This is a genomic window from Pseudomonas sp. A0308, from assembly GCF_044218815.1.
GTDB classification, from domain to species: domain Bacteria; phylum Pseudomonadota; class Gammaproteobacteria; order Pseudomonadales; family Pseudomonadaceae; genus Aquipseudomonas; species Aquipseudomonas iridis.
Genome location: NZ_CP162581.1, coordinates 4,864,481 through 4,883,150, shown reverse-complemented (window position 1 = coordinate 4,883,150; position 18,670 = coordinate 4,864,481). Strand labels below are relative to the sequence as shown.

The following is an 18,670-nucleotide window of genomic DNA, read 5'->3' as shown; positions in this document are numbered from 1 at the left end:
AACAAGCGCTCAACCACGGCTGAGAAATACATCGGCCAGCAGTTGATTACGCGGCAGTCCGGCCAGGTACAAACGCTTGGCAAAGGCGTCGACGCTGGCAGTTGAGCCGCAGACTAAGGCCAGGGTTTGCCGGGAAACAAGGCGCAGTTGTGCCAAAGCGGCGGCTGACTCGGCCGCCGTCCACAGGTCGATCGTGAGGTTTTCACGCTGGGCAGCCAGTGCAACAAGGGGTTTGGCCAGATAGTGTTCGCTGGCGTCATGGGCCAGGTGAATGACACGGATGGCGCCCTGGTGATCCTGGCGCAAGGCTTCGCGCAACACACCAAATAACGGGCCGAGCCCCGTACCGGCAGCCATCAGCCACAACGGTCGGGTGTGCCAGTCGGGGTCGTAATGCAGCGCACCGCCGCGCAACTCACCGAGGCGGATCGGGTCGCCGATTTGCAGGCGTCGCGCCGCATCGCAGAATTCGCCGGGTTGGCGACAATCGAGGTGGAATTCCAGAAAACGATCTTCTTGCGGCAGGCTGGCCAGCGAATAGGGCCGCGCGATGTGGTTGATCCACAGCACCAGATGCTGTCCGGCGCTGTAGCGCAGCGGCCGTTGCACACTCAGGCGCAAGCGCAGGACGCTGTCGCTGAGCCAGTCCAGCGCTTCGACGATGGCCGGGTGGCCATCCTCGATCGGGTCGAACGTGTGCACCTGCAAATCTTCGATTACCTGACACTGGCACGCCAGACGCCAACCCTGCTGGCGCTGCTCGGCGCTCAGGGCATCCGGCCGATTATCCGCCGGCAAGCCTCGCACGCACTGCACCAGGCACGCATGGCAACTGCCGGCGCGACAACTGTAGGGCACGGCCACACCGTTCTGATTAAGGGCGTCGAGCAAATTGCCGCCCGCCGCCACCGACCATTGCCGGTCACCGACGCGAAGTTCAGGCATCAACGTTCTCCCACGCGGCCGCACAGCGATTGCGCCCGTCACGCTTGGCCCGATAAAGCGCCTGATCGGCGCGTTGCAGGGCGTCATCGAGATCATCACCCAAGGCCAGCAGCGTCATGCCAGCCGACAGACTGAGATTACGCACGTTCAGGCCGACCAGTTCAACATCGGTGAAAGCAATGCGCAGACGTTCGCAGCAGGCAGTCAGACGCTCGGCATCGCAATCGGGCAGCAAGACGACGAATTCCTCGCCCCCATAGCGCGCCAGCACGTCGCCGTCGCGCAGGCACGCCTGGGCGACACCGGCAAACGCCTGCAATACCTGATCGCCAGCGGCGTGACCGTAGAAGTCGTTGATGCGTTTGAAGTGGTCGAGGTCGATCAGCGCCAGACCGTGCACGGCATCATTGTCCATCGCATTCAGTTCACGCGAGGCCAGACGCAGGAAGTGCCGACGGTTGAACAGGCCAGTCAGTTCGTCGGTGGCCACAAGGTCTTCGAGCTGACGCATCATTCCGCGCAGGGTGTCCTGATGCGCTTGCAAGGCAAACCGGCGCTGGCGCATGCGTTGACGCGATACCTGAACAAATCGCGCGTAAAGCACCAGCCACGCCAGCACCATCGCCAGGATGCACACCTGCAATGCCGCGAGCGCAGGCTCCGGCAAGCGCAAGTGGTAAGCGTCCCACAAAGTAATTGCACAGAAACTGAAGAACACCAGCAACGCACAGCGGATGAACGCCCGCCGGCTCAGGTGAAACAGTCCAAACAGCAGGATCAGCACGTAGAACACCAGAAAGGCGCCACGCGCTTCATCCAGATGAGCGATCAGCCAGGTCTGCCAGCCGAGTCCGAGCAACACTTGCGTTTCGGTCATGCTTGGATCGTCAAAACGCTGGTTGCAACCCGACCAGAACAGGCCAAACAGGATGGCTTGACTGATGACTACGAGCGCGCTGCCGACGGCAATGGTGCCCAAGGACTGGTCGTAATGCCCGGTGAAAAACGCCAGCCACAGCAGCAGTAAAGCCAATCCATAGGTGGCTGCAGCGAGGGCGAAGCGTTTGAGCAAAAGACGTTGAATGGCGTTATGGGTCAATCGTTGACTCACCGTGCGATTGGAGGCTGACCGAGTGTCCTACCCTACAGACCGGCTGCCACTTTAGAGGCGTAGTCGATAAATGACCACCGATTTTCGGGCCCGAAATTTGACGTCAAAAGTGTGGCCCGCATGTATCGCCACAAGCCCCTCACCCTAGCCCTCTCCCAGAGGGAGAGGGAACTGACCGCGTTGTTTTCACAAGCTGCACCGACCTGAGATACCGAGCCGAACCCAGCTTCAAACAACACCAGGATCAGCGCCCTTCCCCATTGCCCTCTTGGGAGAGAGGGTTGGGGTGAGGGGGAAGGGATTTCAAGTTGCAAATGCAATCCCCATCAACTCGCCAACACATGCGACCAACGAATGACTGCCAGCGCGTGTATGCCCCACCGAGGCGCGGTATACTGCCGCGCCTTTTTAGCGTCGCGCCAGCAGCCCCGGCGTGCCCGGCCCGAAGGGCCAGCTTCAAGTTGCAAGCTCCAAGCCGCAAGCTGAAGCAGTCCGCGTACTGCTTTGAACTTGCAGCTTGAAACTTGAGGCTTGTAGCTGTCCCATAGAATGTTCCCGTCTTTTAGAGGAGCGCGACTCATGACCGTGATCAAGCAAGACGACCTGATTCAGAGCGTTGCCGACGCCCTGCAGTTCATTTCCTATTACCACCCGGTGGATTTCATCCAGGCGATGCACGAAGCCTACCTGCGCGAAGAATCGCCAGCGGCCCGTGATTCGATGGCGCAGATCCTGATCAACTCGCGCATGTGCGCCACTGGCCACCGCCCGATCTGCCAGGACACCGGTATCGTCACCGTGTTTGTGCGTGTAGGCATGGACGTGCGCTGGGATGGCGCCACCATGAGCCTGGACGACATGATCAACCAAGGCGTGCGCCAGGCTTACAATCTGCCGGAAAACGTCCTGCGTGCCTCGATCCTCGCCGACCCGGCGGGCGCTCGCAGAAACACCAAGGACAACACCCCGGCCGTCATTCACTACTCCATCGTCCCGGGTAACACCGTGGAAGTGGACGTGGCGGCCAAGGGCGGCGGTTCCGAGAACAAGTCGAAAATGGCCATGCTCAACCCGTCCGATTCGATCGTTGACTGGGTACTCAAGACCGTTCCGACCATGGGCGCCGGCTGGTGCCCACCGGGCATGCTGGGCATCGGTATCGGCGGCACCGCCGAGAAAGCGGCGGTGATGGCCAAGGAAGTGTTGATGGAGTCCATCGACATTCACGAGCTGATCAAGCGTGGCCCGTCCAACCGCATTGAAGAAATGCGTCTGGAGCTGTTCGAGAAGGTCAACCAGTTGGGCATCGGCGCCCAGGGCCTTGGTGGCCTGACCACCGTGCTCGACGTGAAGATCATGGACTACCCGACCCACGCCGCCTCGCTGCCGGTGTGCATGATCCCGAACTGCGCCGCCACCCGTCACGCGCATTTCGTGCTCGACGGTTCCGGCCCGGCCTCGCTGGAAGCGCCACCGCTGGACGCCTACCCGGAAATCGTCTGGGAAGCCGGTCCTTCGGCTCGCCGCGTCAACCTCGACACGCTGACCCCGGAAGACGTGCAGAGCTGGAAGCCGGGCGAAACCGTCCTGCTCAACGGCAAGATGCTCACCGGTCGCGATGCTGCGCACAAGCGCATGGTCGAGATGCTGAACAAGGGCGAAACCCTGCCGGTAGACCTCAAAGGTCGTTTCATCTACTACGTCGGCCCGGTCGATCCGGTCGGTGACGAAGTGGTTGGCCCGGCTGGCCCGACCACTGCAACGCGGATGGACAAGTTCACCCGTCAGATCCTTGAGCAGACCGGCCTGTTGGGCATGATCGGCAAATCCGAGCGTGGTCCGACCGCGATCGAAGCGATCAAGGACAACAAAGCCGTGTACCTGATGGCTGTCGGCGGCGCCGCTTACCTGGTCGCTCAGGCGATCAAGAAATCCAAGGTACTGGCGTTCGCCGAGCTGGGCATGGAAGCGATCTACGAGTTCGAGGTCAAGGACATGCCTGTCACCGTTGCGGTGGACAGCCAGGGTGAATCGGTACACATCACCGGTCCTGCGATCTGGCAAAAGAAGATCAGCGAGAGCCTGGCAGTAGAAGTGCAGTAAGCGCTTTACCGCTGTAAAGAGAGGCCGGCCCGTCATACGACGGGCCGGCCTTTTTTGTGTCCGCCGTTCACCGCTCGTGCTGTTTAGCGATAAAAACCGATGAAAAGCACACAAAACGATCTTGTGCACCTGTCACATCTGACAGGTTACGCCACGTGCCATTGTTGGTAGCGTCGATTCAACTACGCCACAGCAACTGCACCGGACGCAATCATGGCCGACCAAGAGCTCAGCATCGTTACGCCCTCCATCGCCAAAAGCTCGACAATCGCCACCATTGGCAAGAGTTGGGGCAGCGTCGGCCAGACCGGAGCCGCATCGTTCGAGCTGCCAATTCCGCTTTCCGCCGGGCGTGGCTATGCCCCTCAGATGTCCCTCGGTTACAGCAGCCAGGACGGGAATGGACCCTTCGGGTTCGGATGGAGCCTGGGCGTGAGTCAGATAAGCCGGCGCACCGACAAGGGTGTGCCGCGTTATACCGAGCACGACGAAATCGTCGGGGCCGATGGCGAGGTGTGGATGCCGGAGCTTGAGGCCGACCGCAGCATCAAGTCACGCCTTGAGTCCACGTATGACGGCGTCGTCATTGGCCCGCACAACGTGGTGCGCTACTGGCCGAAAGTAGAAAGCGACTTTGCTCTGCATGAGCTGTGGCAGCCGACGACCGGCCAAGCGCCCTTCTGGCTCGTGCATGGCAGCGACGGTTCGCTGCTCATCTACGGCAAAACCCCGGCATCACGCCGTGCCAGTGCCGATCCGGATAACCCGCTGCGCATTAGCGCCTGGTTGCTCTGCGAGAGTATGAACCCACACGGCGAGCACATCGCCTATGTCTACAAGGCTGACGACCAGAGCCCCGACTCGGTCATCGATTACGGCATCCAGCGCTATCTCGAACGGGTGTGCTACGGCAATTTCACCGCCAGCAAAGACTTATACGCCTGGACGGTGGACAACCTGGCCGATCTGGATTGGCATTTCCAATTGCTGTTCGACTACGGTGAGCGAACCACCTCGCTGACCGAGGTTCCGGCCTACGACGGCGCAACGCTGCAGCCCTGGCCCGTGCGGGCAGATCCCTTCTCGACCTACGGCCAAGGCTTTGAAGTCAGGACCCGCCGCCTCTGTCGGCAAATGCTGATGTTTCATCACTTCCCGCCCAGCCAAGGGGATCAACCGGTGCTGGTGCGGCGTCTGTTGCTGGAACACAGCGATGCCACGCCGCACTGGCCGCTCAGCCAGATCAGCGCCGCGCACTATCAGGCCTTCGATGCCAGCGGCATGGTGGAAAACACACCACCGGTCGAGTTCGAGTATTCCGCCTTCGAGATCAATCAGATCCCCACTCGCCTGTTCGAGACGGACCATCAACCGGGCATCGAGGATGGCCGGTTTTATCAGTGCGTCGACCTGTACGGCGAAGGCGTGCCAGGCTTCTTATTCCGCTACGACAAATGCTGGTACTACCGCGAGCCGCTGCGTGCAGAGGCCGGAGGCGATGCCATCGGCTATGGCCCGTGGACGGCGCTGGACCTCATCCCGGTTGCCGATCGCAATCGTCCGGTACAACAACTGCTCACCGACCTGACGGGTGACGGGCGCCTCGACTGGGTCACAGCAGAGCCCGGACGCGCCGGTTTCCGCACGCTTGAAGCGACGGGTAAATTCGCCAACTACCTCACCTTCAATGCCTTCCCGCTGGAGTTTTTCCACACGCTGTCGACCTTGGGCGACCTGAGTGGTGATGGTCTGAATTCGATTGCCATGATCGGGCCGAAATCGGTGCGGCTTTACGCCAACCGACGCGAACAGGGTTTCGCCACGGCCGAAGAGGTGGCGCACGAACCGGCCAATGACCGCTTGCCGTTGTTCAGCAATACCGCCACTGAACTGGTGCTGCTCGGCAATCTGCTGGGCAGCGACATGCCCGAACTGTGCCGCATTCGACACAACGAAATCCGCTGCTGGCCCAACCTCGGTCACGGCCGCTTTGGCGAGGGCCGCAAGATCAGTGACCTGCCCTTCGCCTACGAGCAATTCGATTCGTCGCGAGTGCGCCTCGCCGACCTCGACGGCTCCGGCGCATCGGCGCTGATCTACCTCAAAAGCGATGTTTTCGAGATCTATCTGAACCGTGGCGGCAACGGCCTGGAGCAAACGCCGATCAGCGTGCCATGGCCAGAAGGCGTGCGTTACGACCGTTTGTGCCAGGTGAACTTTGCCGATCTGCAAGGCCTCGGTTGCGCCAGCCTGATACTCACCGTAACGCACATGAAGCCGCAGCACTGGCGCTACGATTTCGTCGCGGCCAAACCGTATCTGCTGACGGCCAGTAACAACAACATGGGCTGCAGCACAAGCGTGCTCTATCGCAGTTCGGCACAGGAATGGCTGGACGAGAAACAACAGTTGATTGCTCTCAAACGCCCAGCGGTTTCGCATTTGCCGTTTCCGGTTACCGTGGTGAAAAAACAGCAGCAACGGGATGAGATCACGGGCAATTGTCTGACGCAGTCGTTCACCTGGTGTGAAGGCGTGTACGACAGCAACGCACGCAAGTTCGGCGGTTTCGGCTGTCTGAAGCAAACCGACAGCGAGAGCGCCACCGGCGATGACGCCGTCGGCTTCAGCCAGCCGGTGCAGGTCCGCACTTATTTTCTTAGCGCGTTATCCATGGATCGGTCGCGTGATTTTTATTTCGACGGGGACAAGGAGGCTGTCGCGCTCGGTAAAACCTTGTTCAGTCTCAGTCCGGCCGACGGGGAATTCGATCAACCGATTGAACCCCACAATGACGATACCCGATACCAGATTGCCCGGGCGCTGGCCGGCTCTGTTGCGCGCGTTGAAACGTACGCCTTAGCCGATGTGGATAAGCCGGGCGCTATCCCGTACGCGGTGCAGGAGCTGCGCTATCTGGTGCGAGAAATCCGTCGAAAGGACCAGTACGCATCCGCTGTTTTGCTGCCAATGACCCTGGAAACGATCAACTACCAGTACGACCGATTCATGAACGATCCGTTGTGCAGCCATGAGGTCAATCTGCGTTGCAACGAATTTGGTTCGCCAACGCAGGCCCTGCAAGTGAGCTATGCGCGGCGACTGGCCGCAACGGACACACCGCCCTTTATCGATCCCGATGAACAGCAGTGGTGGCGCGACGCGCATGATGAGGCGCAGCAGTCGTTTTATCTGAGTGAAACCCGTGCGCAAACCATTAACCTGACAACGGATTTTCAGAAGTGGCGGCTAGGCTTGCCCTACTTGCAGCGCGGCAATGCGCTGGTGCTGCCCAAAGGCACACTGCCGACCGGGCTCACGCCGGCGCAAGTATCGTTTGAACAGTTGGCGTTGCATCAGGATTCGTCCCACTGGAATACAGCGCGGCTATTGACCAATCAGTCCGTGCAACGCTACATGAGCACCGATGGCGCTGCGCTGGCGGACGGCGTCGCCGAGTTCGAAGCGCTGACAGGTCCGCTGGAATTGGCGCAACTGGACAAGACCGCGCTGGATGCCTACAGCGTCCTGCCGCCCCCCTTCAACATTCATACGGAGTTGATGAAAATCGGCTACACGCCGATGCCGTTTCTGTTTGAAGCACCATCCCCGTTCGATGCAGAACCCGCCCTGTACTCGGCGCACTTCGGGTTTGCCGAATACGCAGGCCTGGATAAGTTCTATAAAGTGCGCAGCTCCCGGGAAACCCCCAGCCACGGCCACACCAAGGCCCAATACGATGACTACAACCTCGCTATCACCAGCGTCGTGTTGCCCGATGGCTGTACCACTCGCATCGTCTACGACTACCACGCCCTGCAACCGCAGAAAATCATCGACGCCAACGAGAACACTCAAGAGGCCATTTACGAACCTTCTGGCCAGCCGCTGGCGACCAGTTTCTGCGGCACTGAAAACGGTGAATGGGCAGGGTTCTGCCCGCTGAGTGAATACAAACGTCCCGAGGATCTGCGGCCGGACCTGGCCATAGCCGATCCGGAGGGCGCGGTGCAAAAAGCCGCCAGCACCCTGCGCAAAGACTTGTTCAGCTGGATGGGGCAGATTCCCCTCAGCGACAGCTCCAGCAGCGAATGGATCGCCAGCGGCTATCTACTGCCCAGCGGCCATATTCGGGCCAGCGCACGCCAGCGGCTCGCACGTCGCAGCACGCTGACCGCGGCAGAACAGACGTTGCTCGAAGCGATCACATCGGCCTGGCGCGAGCCTGTGCACAGCGTCGTGCTCAGCGCCGACCGCTACCCCTACGACGAGGTGAAGGCGCAAATCCAGATCATCAAGGCCTGTGTCGACGGCTTCGGCCGAGCCCTGCAAACCCAGCAACTGGTTGACCCGGGCATGGCGTACAAAGTGGTGGATGGCGCGCTCGTCATTGAGGATGGCAAGTATGTCGAGGTATACGCCGACCCGAGGTGGCGCATCAGCGCTCGGGTCGAATACAACAACAAGGGCTTGGCGGTCCGCGAGTATCGACCGCTTTTTGTCGATACCCATGGCTACGTCAACGACGAGTCACTGCACGAACTGGGCTATTTCGATCAGCTGTGCTACGACCCATTGGGACGCATGATCAAACTGATCAACGCCAAGGGCGACTTCTCTTGCAAGATCTATCATCCGTGGTACCAAACCAGCCTGGACTTCAACGACACCGCTGAAGCAGCACCGGACATTCGGTGTTTACACTGATGCACGCCAGCGTGCACTGGCGCACTCCATCACTCACGGTGAATGATGGTCGTGGCCTGCCGATTCGGCAGATCGGCTACCTGCGCAGCGTCGCCGGGGAGCCTGCAATCGCGCTGATCACCCGCCAGGGTTACGACGTGACCGGGCGCAACGTGACGCAACAGGACCCGCGCTTGACCGTGCCGAACCTTGTGATGGTTCACGGGTTGGGCGGCCAGGTGCTCAAAGTCGACAGCGTCGATGCGGGCTGGCGCCTCAATTTGCCGGGGTTGGCCGGTGAGCCACTGGAGCGCTGGGACGAGCGCTGCAGCCATTGGCGCACGACCTTCGACACTCGGTTGCGTGTGGTGACAGTGGAGGAAAACGGCCAGGCCGATGTCGATATTTTTACCTACGCCGATGCCACGGCGGATTCCGGGCAAAACCGGCGCGGGCAGTTACTGGCACAAAAGGACGCGTCTGGTACGTTGCACATGGACAGCTATGGTCTGCTCGGCCAACCGCTGAGAGAAACCCGCACCTTTGTTGATGGCGAGGCGTTCACCAGCCAGCGTATTTTCAGTCCACTGGGCGCGGTGCTGGAACAGACCGACGCCGGCGGGCATCAACAGCAATCGCGCTATGGCCTGACCGGGCACATGAAGCAGGTGCGATTGCGACTGAGCGGTAACACTGATTGGCAACCGGTGATATTCGATATCCGCTTGAACGCTGCCGGGCAGATCACCGAGCAACACGCTGGCAACGAGGTGATCAGCCAGTGGATTTACGATCCGGCCAATGGCCGCTTGCGGAGCCAGTCCAGCCGCAAAGGCAGCGATCCGGTGCTGCAAAGTTTCGAGTACAGCCATGATCGCGTCGGCAACATCACCCGTATCGAGGACCACACCTTCCAGACGGTCCATTACGCCAACCAGGTTATCGACGGCCACCGCGACTTCACCTATGACTCCCTCTACCGACTGACTCGCGCCACCGGCTACGACGACAGCCCGCCATCAGATATCCCTGGCCTGCCACAGCCAACCGATCCGAAAAAACGCCTCAATTACACCCAGACGTATCAATACGACAACGGCGGTAATCTGCTCGAACTGCGCCATGTGCGCGCTGACGCCAGCTACACGCGACAGATGCGCATGGATGCGAACAGCAACCGTGGCGTGCGCTGGCAACCGACCGATCCTGAACCGGACTTCGATCAACTGTTCGACCGCCACGGTAACCTTCTGGCCGTACAACCCGGCCAACCACTGAAATGGAACGCTCGTGACGAACTGCAAAGCGTCACCCGGATTCACCGCGAAGACGGTCGCGCGGATGCCGAGCACTATCACTACAGCGCGGGTGCCCGAGTATTCAAGCGCCATGAAACCTTTGCCGGTACCACCGGGCACTTTCATCAGGTGCGTTACCTGCCGGGGCTGGAAATCCGTACGAAAGACAATGGCGAAGAGTTGCACGTCATCAGTGCAGGCAGTGCGCGCTGCCTGCACTGGATAAAAAATCCACCTTCAGATGTGCAGCGCATTCAACTGCGCTATAGCCTTTTCGACCATTTGGGCTCCTCTGTGATGGAACTCGACGAGCACGCAAAAACCATCAGCCACGAAGGCTACTACCCGTTTGGCGCCACCGCGTGGCTGGCCGCGAAATCGGCGATTGAGGTCAGCTACAAGTTCGCGCGTTATAGCGGTAAGGAAATGGATATCAGCGGTTTGTATTACTACGGTGAACGGTATTACGCGCCCTGGTTACAGCGCTGGATAAATCCCGATCCGTCAGGCTCGATAGACGGCCTGAACCTTTACTGCATGACGGGGAACGACCCGATCAACTTTATCGATAGGCAAGGGACGACGAGGACAGCGGCGCAAACAGTGACCCTTACAATAAGTCCTGATCCCTCGACGCCCCCGGAATCAGTGAGTAATCCACGCGACAATCCGCCTCCACTGCCGCCACCTGAACCCAGTAAACCCTGGAAACTGAGGGCCAGGGACACCGCCCGCAACGCCGCCAATTCGAGAGTCGGTCTGGCACTGCTTCCAACCGGTGGATCATCGCCGGCCACTGGAGCCATGGTTGCAGCAATGGTTGCCAGTGTTGGGCAGGTCGTCGTGCATTCCACACTCTTTAATCCAGGTTGGTCCCCTCCCGGAAGCTGGGATCCGGCAACCGGTGGCGGCTTGCCGCCTGCAGAAGTCACTCAGGATGCCAACCGAATGTTCAATCAAATCAACGTCGCTGCCACCCTTGCCGCCACGTTGGCAGGAGCGGTGCTGGGACCGATAGTGGGAGGTTATGTCGACGATTTGAGAGACACCCAAAATAAAAGAGCAAAGAACGCCAAGGCAGAAAAAATGATCGACAGGATCGACGGCCTGATTGCCGAACACCGCGTGATGGACCAGGTATCCAGGAAGGCGCAAAACGCACTGCGTGATCAGGTTCTGGAAGTTGAAGAGCTGACGGGGATTACCTGGGACTCCATGAATCAGCTGGAAAAAATAGGCCGATTACGACCTCTGGAGAGCGCTGTCGAGGTGTCCACGCAAACTGTAGCTGTTGATCGACAAGTACGTTTGCGCGTCCCGATGAAAGCGCGCAAATTAGCCAAGCGCTGAGGGCTACAGAAGTTTAAGTGTTCTTGTTTCTTGCGACGGGCGCCATGCTATGGTGCCCGCCCGACTCCTACCTTGCTCGCCCCCGTATGCCGCCGACTTCCCGTACCCTGCGTCTGTCGTTGTATACCCTGCTGATCATCGCCGGTGCGGCGCTTGCCGCAACGCTTGCCATCCGCCACGCCGAAAGTCAGGCGCTGGAAGAAGACGCGGCCCGGGCCAACCAGCAACTGGCGCTCTATGCCAATTCGCTGCACACCCTGATCGACCGCTATCGCGCCCTCCCCGCCGTCCTGGCCCTGGACCCGCAATTGCGCTCGGCACTGGCCGGCCCCGTCGATGCCGAGTTACAAACGGCACTGAATCTGAAACTGGAAAAGATCAACGGCGCGGCGCAGTCCTCGACCCTTGAACTGCTCGATCACACCGGCCTCGCCGTCGCCGCCAGCAACTGGCGTCTGCCCAGCAGCTATGTCGGCCACAATTATGGCTTTCGACCGTACTTCAGCCAGACCCGCACCCAGGGCACCGGGCGTTTTTATGCGGTGGGCGTGACCAGCGGAATTCCCGGCTACTTTCTCTCCAGTGCGGTGCTGGGCGACAACGACCAGTTCCTCGGGGCGATGGTGGTCAAACTGGAGTTTCCCGAACTTGAGCGGGAATGGAGCCAGGGCAACGACACCTTGCTGGTCAGCGATGCGCGCGGAATCATTTTTATCGCCAACCAGCCCGGCTGGCGCTATCGCTCGTTGCGCCCCTTGAGTGCCAGCGATCAGGCCGAAATCAAGACGACGCGCCAGTACGACAAACAGTCGCTGACGCCACTGACTCATCTGTCGATACGCCGCTTCGATGACAACAGCGACCTGCGCCGCGTCGAAGGCCCGCAAGGGACGGCGGACTATCTATGGGAGTCGCTGCCACTGACCACCGAAGGCTGGACCCTGCATCTGCTGCGCCGCCCGCAAGTGGCTTTCGAAGACCTGCGCAACGCCGGGCTCGCTGCCGCTGGCGTATGGCTGGCACTGGTGTTTTTGTTGCTGTTCCTCAATCAGCGCTGGCGCCTGTCGAAGGTCCGTCAACGCAACCGCGAAGAACTCGAGCAACTGGTCGAAGAACGCACCCGCGAACTGCGCACTGCGCAAGAAGGCCTGGTGCAGTCAGCAAAACTTGCCGCCCTCGGCCAGATGTCCGCTGCCCTGGCCCATGAAATCAACCAGCCGCTGACCGCTCAGCGCATGCAACTGGCGACTTTGCGCCTGCTGCTCGACCATGGCCGCGTCGATGACGCCTACAAGGCCCTCAAGCCGGTGGACGAGATGCTCACGCGCATGGCCGCCCTCACCGGTCACCTGAAAACCTTCGCACGCAAGAGCCCCGGTGGTTTGCGCGAGCGTCTGGATCTGGCGACGGTGGTCGATCAATCCCTGCAATTGCTCGACGCGCGCCTGCGTGACGAACAGGTCAGCCTGGTGCTGCACCTGACCCGCCCGGCGTGGGTGCGCGGTGATGCGATCCGTCTCGAACAGGTGTTGATCAATCTGCTGCGCAACGCCCTCGATGCCATGCAGGGCAAACCGTGCAAGCGCCTGGAAATTCGTCTGCAAGCCGACGAGCAATTGTGGCGTCTGAGCGTCATCGATAATGGCGGCGGCATTGCCGAAGAGCATCTGGGCCAGGTATTCGACCCGTTCTTCACCACTAAACCTGTAGGTGACGGCCTCGGCCTGGGGCTGGCGGTATCCTTTGCCATCGTGCACGAATCCGGCGGTCGTCTGAGCGTCGAGAATGGCGACAGCGGTGCGACGTTCATCCTGACTTTGCCGATTGATCTGGAGGCACACAACTGATGCTCAACTCGGTGATGGTGGTCGATGACGAAAGCAGTATTCGCAGTGCCGTCGAGCAGTGGCTGAGCCTGTCGGGATTCGAGGTGCAACTGTTCAGCCGCGCCGAAGAATGCCTCGCCGCCCTGCCCGCGCACTTTCCCGGGGTGATCCTCAGCGACGTGCGCATGCCCGGCCTTAGTGGCCTGGAACTGCTGGCCGAGGTGCAGCGCCGCGACGCCGACCTGCCGGTGATTCTGCTCACCGGTCATGGCGATGTGCCGATGGCGGTCGAAGCGATGCGCGACGGTGCCTATGACTTTCTGGAAAAACCGTTCAGCCCGGAGACCTTGCTCGGCAGCCTGCGCCGGGCGCTGGAGAAACGCCGACTGGTCCTGGAAAACCGCGCCCTGCACGAGCAGGCCGACAACCGCGCCAAACTCGATTCGACGTTGCTCGGCGTGTCCCGTGGCTTGCAGACGCTGCGCCGGCAGGTATTGGATCTGGCAGCGTTGCCGGTCAATGTGTTGATCCGTGGCGAGACTGGCAGCGGCAAGGAACTGGTTGCGCGTTGCCTGCATGACTTCGGCCCCCGGGCGGACAAACCGTTCGTGGCGCTCAACTGCGCGGCGATCCCTGAACAACTGTTCGAAGCCGAGCTGTTCGGCCATGAGAGCGGCGCGTTTACCGGTGCCTCCGGCAAGCGCATCGGCAAGCTGGAATACGCCGATGGCGGCACGCTGTTTCTCGATGAAATCGAAAGCATGCCGCTGGCCCAGCAAGTGAAATTGTTGCGGGTATTGCAAGAGCAGAAGCTTGAGCGACTGGGGTCGAACCAGAGCATTCGCGTGGACTTGCGGATTGTCGCGGCGACCAAACCGGACTTGCTCGACGAGGCGCGTGCCGGGCGTTTCCGCGAAGACCTCGCGTATCGCCTCAACGTTGCCGAGCTGCGTTTGCCGCCGCTGCGCGAACGCCGCGAAGACATTCCGTTGCTGTTCGAATCATTCGCCCAAAGTGCGGCGCAGCGCCTGGGACGCAGCTTCCCACCGTTGACGGCTGCGCAGTTGAGTCATCTGCTCTGCCATGACTGGCCGGGCAATGTGCGCGAACTGGCGAACGTCGCCGAACGACAGGTGCTGGGCCTGGATGAACCGGCACCGGGAATTGATCCGGGGCAGTCGCTGGCGGCGCAACAGGAAGCGTTCGAGGCGCAGTGTTTGCGCGCGGCACTGACGCGGCACAAGGGTGATGTGAAAGCGGTGCTTGAAGAGCTGCAACTGCCGCGGCGTACGTTCAATGAAAAGATGCAGCGGCATGGGTTGAGCCGGGAGATGTTTGTTGGCCCTTGAAGAGCAAAAGATCGCAGCCTGCGGCAGCTCCTACAGAGCTCCGGTGTCCGCATCATTTGCGCATGACACTGAACTTGTAGGAGCTGCCGCAGGCTGCGATCTTTTAAGCGAAAATCCGCTCAACACCCACCCAACATAAGCGGATTTTCGCTCATCAAAACCCGCAACCCCTTCTAAACCGCCCCTCTCCCCGTTGGCACAGCTCCTGCTATAGCCCCCGCAGGCTGCGTTTTAACGCGCTCCACAAAAACAATTAAACGAAGGATCCTTCAATGGATAACTCCAACGCCCTGCCACTTGGGTCGGCTGCCGCGCCGGCCAAAGAAAGAACCACCGCCAGCCGGATCAAATCGATCTTCAGCGGTTCCGTTGGCAACATGGTCGAGTGGTACGACTGGTACGTCTACGCCGCCTTCTCGCTGTACTTCGCCAAGAGCTTTTTCCCTGCTGGTTCCTCCACCGCACAATTGATGAACACCGCTGCGATCTTCGCCGTGGGCTTCCTGATGCGCCCGATCGGTGGCTGGCTGATGGGCCTGTACGCTGACAAAGTCGGACGCAAGAAAGCGTTGATGGCCTCGGTGTACCTGATGTGCTTCGGCTCGCTGATCATCGCGTTGAGCCCCAACTACGCCACCATCGGCATCGGCGCACCGATCCTGCTGATCTTCGCCCGTCTGTTGCAAGGCCTGTCGGTCGGCGGCGAGTACGGCACCTCCGCAACGTACCTGTCGGAAATGGCGACCAAGGACCGTCGCGGCTTCTTCTCCAGCTTCCAGTACGTGACCCTGATTTCCGGCCAGCTCATCGCCCTCGGCGTATTGATCGTGCTGCAACAGACACTCACCACCGAGCAGTTGTACGCGTGGGGCTGGCGCATTCCGTTTGCCATCGGCGCGCTGTGTGCAGTGGTCGCGCTGTACCTGCGTCGCGGCATGGAAGAAACCGAGTCGTTCACCAAGAAAGAGAAGTCCAAGGAAAGCGCAATGCGCACCTTGATGCGTCACCCCAAGGAGCTGGCCACCGTGGTTGGCCTGACCATGGGCGGTACGCTGGCGTTCTACACCTACACCACCTACATGCAGAAGTACCTGGTGAACACCGTCGGCATGAGCATCTCCGACTCGACAACCATTTCTGCCGCCACGCTGTTTCTGTTCATGTGCCTGCAACCGATCATCGGTGGCCTGTCGGACAAGATCGGTCGTCGTCCGATCCTGATCGCCTTCGGTGTGCTCGGCACGATTTTCACCGTGCCGATCCTGATGACTCTGCACACCATCCAGAGCTGGTGGGGCGCGTTCTTCCTGATCATGGCGGCGCTGATCATCGTCAGCGGTTACACCTCGATCAACGCGGTGGTCAAAGCCGAACTGTTCCCGACTGAAATCCGCGCCCTGGGCGTCGGCCTGCCATACGCACTGACCGTGTCGATCTTCGGCGGCACCGCCGAATACATCGCGCTGTGGTTCAAGAGCATCGGCATGGAAACCGGTTACTACTGGTATGTGACGGCGTGCATCGCTGTGTCGTTGCTGGTGTACATCACCATGAAGGACACCCAGAAGCATTCGCGGATCGTCACTGACTGATTGACTGACTGAACGTCACGCAAGATCAAAAGATCGCAGCCTTCGGCAGCTCCTACAGGGATTGTCGGAGGCTGCGATTTTTTGTTTCCGGCGATTAATCACCGGTTAATTCTGCCTCGGCATCCTGTGCCTACCTGATCGATTACCTGCGCGACGTTCGCTCCTGATGATGGAAGCCATTAAATGCGTCGCCCTTAACATCAAGTTAATCGATAGTTTTTAGCATTATTTTGCGCTTTTTAATCAATTTAGTTGGCGTAGCATGAAACCCATGCAAGACACACCCGCCAACGAATCTGGAGTAACGAACATGAAAACCAAACTGATCCTCGCCCTGACCCTGTCCGTACTGGCCGCCAACACCTTTGCTGCCGACGGTTTTGATCGCACTGGCTCGGCCGTTGCCGCCGATGGTTACGACCGCACAGGTTCCGCCACTGTTGCTGCTGACGGTTACGACCGCACTGGTTCCAACACTGTTGCTGCTGACGGTTACGACCGCACTGGTTCCAACACTGTTGCTGCCGACGGTTACGATCGTACTGGTTCCAACACTGTTGCTGCCGACGGTTACGACCGTACCGGTTCCGCCACTGTTGCTGAAGATGGCTATGACCGGACTCAATCCGCTTCCATCAGTTAAGCGCCGCTGTACAGCGCACAGCCCGGCTTCGGCCGGGCTTAGTCATTTCTGGGGGATGGCAATTTTATGAAATCACTGGAGAACCTGTGGGAGCTGGCTTGCCAGCGATGGCGGACTGCCAGTCGACATTAATGCCGCATGAAAAAATGCCATCGCTGGCAAGCCAGCTCCCACAGGTTGCTCATTAAATGGAATATCTGTGGCTGACTGGAAATTGCCTCAATGTGCTTGCACTATTAGCCGCCAGCCCCAGCCCCAGCCCCTCAGGAACACACGCCATGCCCGATGACATCCACTTCTACGAACCCGCCAACGGCCACGGCCTGCCGCACGATCCGTTCAACGCCATCGTCGGCCCACGTCCCATCGGCTGGATTTCCTCGCAGGATGCCAACGGCCAGTTGAACCTGGCGCCGTACAGCTTCTTCAACGCGTTCAACTACATTCCGCCGATCATTGGCTTCTCAAGCGTCGGGCGCAAAGACAGCCTCAACAACATCGAGCAGACCGGCGAATTCGTCTGGAACCTCGCCACTCGTCCGCTGGCCGAACAGATGAACCAGAGCTGCGCGATGGTCGCGCCAGAGGTCAACGAATTTGAACTGGCAGGCCTGACGACCGTGGCGTCGAAAGTGATTTCAGTGCCACGCGTCGCCGAAAGCCCGGTGTCCTTCGAGTGCAAGGTCACGCAGATCATTCAATTGCAGCGCGCTGATGGCGAGACAGTACCGAGCTGGCTGATCCTCGGCGAAGTGGTCGCCGTGCATATCGCCAAGTGGCTGTTGAAAGACGGGGTCTACGACACCGCCGCGGCAGAACCGATTCTGCGCGGCGGCGGGCCGGCGGATTATTTCCAGTTGGGGCCTGAAGCCCTGTTCAAGATGTGGCGTCCGGGCGCGGCGAAGTAACGAATTACCAGATCAACTCGGCGTCTTCGGTGACGCCCTTGAGGCGGTCCAGCTCATTGATGGCGGCCTCATCGGCCGCGATGGCGCCGGGGAACACCTGATCTTCCAGCAGTTTGTGAAAGCGTGGCGCACCGCCGTCGACCAGGGCCTTGACCGCGATTGCCGCGTAATAGCCCTTGTTGCCACCCAGTTCGACGGGGACAACTGCGGATACTGCTTCGAAGTGTTCGAACTCTTTACGTGCCATGTCGCAAGTCCTGGCTCAGTCAATTAAGCCGGACATTAAACCCTCAACCGACGAGTTTGTGTATCGGTGCTGAACACTGGCCGAGCGCCTGCGCCGCCGAGACATCCTTGAAGGTGTGGAAATCCAGACTGTTGACCACCAGTTCCTGCACCAGCTCGGCGAAGATTTCCATCGCCGGACTGTTGAAGTAAGCGGTCATCATCTGCTGATTGCTCCAGAAGCCGGAGACCAGCCACAACTCGGGATCACACTGCGAATGCTGCAAGGCAAAGCTCAGGCAACCGGGGGCGGCACGAGAAGGATCGATCAACGCGCTCAGGCGTACACCGAGTTCGGCCGAGCGTCCGGTGCGCGCTCGTACGAAGGCCATATGACTGACGGGAATCTGCTTGGACATGTTCAACCCTCCCAGGGAGTTGCGTGGCAGCCGGGGGGAGGCTGCGACAGGATCCAAGGTTAAGGGCCGCGTGCCAGACGCCGTTAGTCGATTTCTGCCGCCCTGTTGCACAATCCTGCGAAAGTAGTTGCAACACCGTCACACAGGCTTTGTATTGGAGCTGCCGAAGGCAGCGATCCTTTGACCTTTAAAAATCAACAGATCGCAGCCTTCGG

The 18,670-nt window shown here is 60.0% G+C and carries 12 protein-coding genes; 8 read left to right on the top strand and 4 right to left on the bottom strand.

The window, feature by feature from the left end; translation table 11 throughout:
• Positions 1-9: 9 nt before the first annotated feature.
• Together AB4P92_RS22645 and AB4P92_RS22640 are read right to left on the bottom strand one after the other, a co-directional pair.
• Positions 10-945 carry an iron-sulfur-binding ferredoxin reductase gene (locus AB4P92_RS22645; protein WP_395598186.1) on the bottom strand — a complete coding sequence of 312 codons (936 nt, stop codon included), beginning with the start codon at positions 943-945 and terminating at the stop codon, positions 10-12.
• Entirely contained in the window at positions 938-2,044 is a 1,107-nt protein-coding gene (locus tag AB4P92_RS22640; protein WP_273877554.1) for a GGDEF domain-containing protein, read from the bottom strand. The genes AB4P92_RS22645 and AB4P92_RS22640 overlap by 8 nt, the downstream gene beginning before the upstream one ends.
• A gap of 591 nt (positions 2,045-2,635) precedes the next feature.
• On the opposite strand from AB4P92_RS22640, the gene AB4P92_RS22635 reads away from it, so the two are divergent.
• The 8 genes from AB4P92_RS22635 (at position 2,636) to AB4P92_RS22600 (ending at position 17,811) form a co-directional block, all read left to right on the top strand.
• Positions 2,636-4,159, top strand: a complete 1,524-nt coding sequence (locus AB4P92_RS22635) for a fumarate hydratase (protein ID WP_042560679.1) — start codon at positions 2,636-2,638, stop codon at positions 4,157-4,159.
• A gap of 213 nt (positions 4,160-4,372) precedes the next feature.
• Entirely contained in the window at positions 4,373-8,866 is a 4,494-nt protein-coding gene (locus AB4P92_RS22630) for a SpvB/TcaC N-terminal domain-containing protein (protein ID WP_395598185.1), read from the top strand.
• The gene (locus tag AB4P92_RS22625) at positions 8,854-11,493 is read left to right on the top strand and encodes an RHS repeat-associated core domain-containing protein (protein ID WP_395598184.1); all 2,640 of its coding nucleotides are present in this window, start codon (positions 8,854-8,856) and stop codon (positions 11,491-11,493) included. Before AB4P92_RS22630 ends, AB4P92_RS22625 begins: the two co-directional genes overlap by 13 nt.
• Before the next feature lie 86 nt (positions 11,494-11,579).
• Positions 11,580-13,340 carry an ATP-binding protein gene (locus AB4P92_RS22620; protein WP_395598183.1) on the top strand — a complete coding sequence of 587 codons (1,761 nt, stop codon included), beginning with the start codon at positions 11,580-11,582 and terminating at the stop codon, positions 13,338-13,340.
• Positions 13,340-14,668: a sigma-54 dependent transcriptional regulator gene (locus tag AB4P92_RS22615; protein WP_042560682.1), complete on the top strand. Its 1,329-nt coding sequence runs from the start codon at positions 13,340-13,342 to the stop codon at positions 14,666-14,668. Before AB4P92_RS22620 ends, AB4P92_RS22615 begins: the two co-directional genes overlap by 1 nt.
• Before the next feature lie 272 nt (positions 14,669-14,940).
• The gene (locus tag AB4P92_RS22610) at positions 14,941-16,260 is read left to right on the top strand and encodes an MFS transporter (protein ID WP_042560683.1); all 1,320 of its coding nucleotides are present in this window, start codon (positions 14,941-14,943) and stop codon (positions 16,258-16,260) included.
• A gap of 310 nt (positions 16,261-16,570) precedes the next feature.
• Positions 16,571-16,903 carry a hypothetical protein gene (locus AB4P92_RS22605; protein WP_395598182.1) on the top strand — a complete coding sequence of 111 codons (333 nt, stop codon included), beginning with the start codon at positions 16,571-16,573 and terminating at the stop codon, positions 16,901-16,903.
• A 278-nt stretch (positions 16,904-17,181) separates the two neighbouring features.
• Positions 17,182-17,811 (top strand): flavin reductase family protein, encoded by a 630-nt coding sequence (locus tag AB4P92_RS22600; protein ID WP_042560685.1) that lies wholly within the window; start codon positions 17,182-17,184, stop codon positions 17,809-17,811.
• Between the two features lie 4 nt (positions 17,812-17,815).
• Here the strand turns inward: AB4P92_RS22600 and AB4P92_RS22595 are convergent, their stop codons facing one another.
• Both AB4P92_RS22595 and AB4P92_RS22590 read right to left on the bottom strand, forming a co-directional pair.
• Positions 17,816-18,058 carry a hypothetical protein gene (locus tag AB4P92_RS22595; protein ID WP_042560686.1) on the bottom strand — a complete coding sequence of 81 codons (243 nt, stop codon included), beginning with the start codon at positions 18,056-18,058 and terminating at the stop codon, positions 17,816-17,818.
• A 43-nt stretch (positions 18,059-18,101) separates the two neighbouring features.
• Positions 18,102-18,455, bottom strand: coding sequence for a putative quinol monooxygenase (locus AB4P92_RS22590; RefSeq protein WP_042560687.1), 354 nt, complete (start codon positions 18,453-18,455; stop codon positions 18,102-18,104).
• Between the last annotated feature and the right edge of the window lie 215 nt (positions 18,456-18,670).

What these genes read in the sequence shown, in the direction of transcription:
- AB4P92_RS22605 (WP_395598182.1), top strand. Translation starts at nt 16,571, where the DNA reads ATGAAAACCAAACTGATCCTCGCCCTGACCCTGTCCGTACTGGCCGCC.
- AB4P92_RS22595 (WP_042560686.1), bottom strand. Translation starts at nt 18,058, where the DNA reads ATGGCACGTAAAGAGTTCGAACACTTCGAAGCAGTATCCGCAGTTGTC.
- AB4P92_RS22635 (WP_042560679.1), top strand. Translation starts at nt 2,636, where the DNA reads ATGACCGTGATCAAGCAAGACGACCTGATTCAGAGCGTTGCCGACGCC.
- AB4P92_RS22645 (WP_395598186.1), bottom strand. Translation starts at nt 945, where the DNA reads ATGCCTGAACTTCGCGTCGGTGACCGGCAATGGTCGGTGGCGGCGGGC.
- AB4P92_RS22615 (WP_042560682.1), top strand. Translation starts at nt 13,340, where the DNA reads ATGCTCAACTCGGTGATGGTGGTCGATGACGAAAGCAGTATTCGCAGT.
- AB4P92_RS22610 (WP_042560683.1), top strand. Translation starts at nt 14,941, where the DNA reads ATGGATAACTCCAACGCCCTGCCACTTGGGTCGGCTGCCGCGCCGGCC.
- AB4P92_RS22590 (WP_042560687.1), bottom strand. Translation starts at nt 18,455, where the DNA reads ATGTCCAAGCAGATTCCCGTCAGTCATATGGCCTTCGTACGAGCGCGC.
- AB4P92_RS22620 (WP_395598183.1), top strand. Translation starts at nt 11,580, where the DNA reads ATGCCGCCGACTTCCCGTACCCTGCGTCTGTCGTTGTATACCCTGCTG.
- AB4P92_RS22630 (WP_395598185.1), top strand. Translation starts at nt 4,373, where the DNA reads ATGGCCGACCAAGAGCTCAGCATCGTTACGCCCTCCATCGCCAAAAGC.
- AB4P92_RS22600 (WP_042560685.1), top strand. Translation starts at nt 17,182, where the DNA reads ATGCCCGATGACATCCACTTCTACGAACCCGCCAACGGCCACGGCCTG.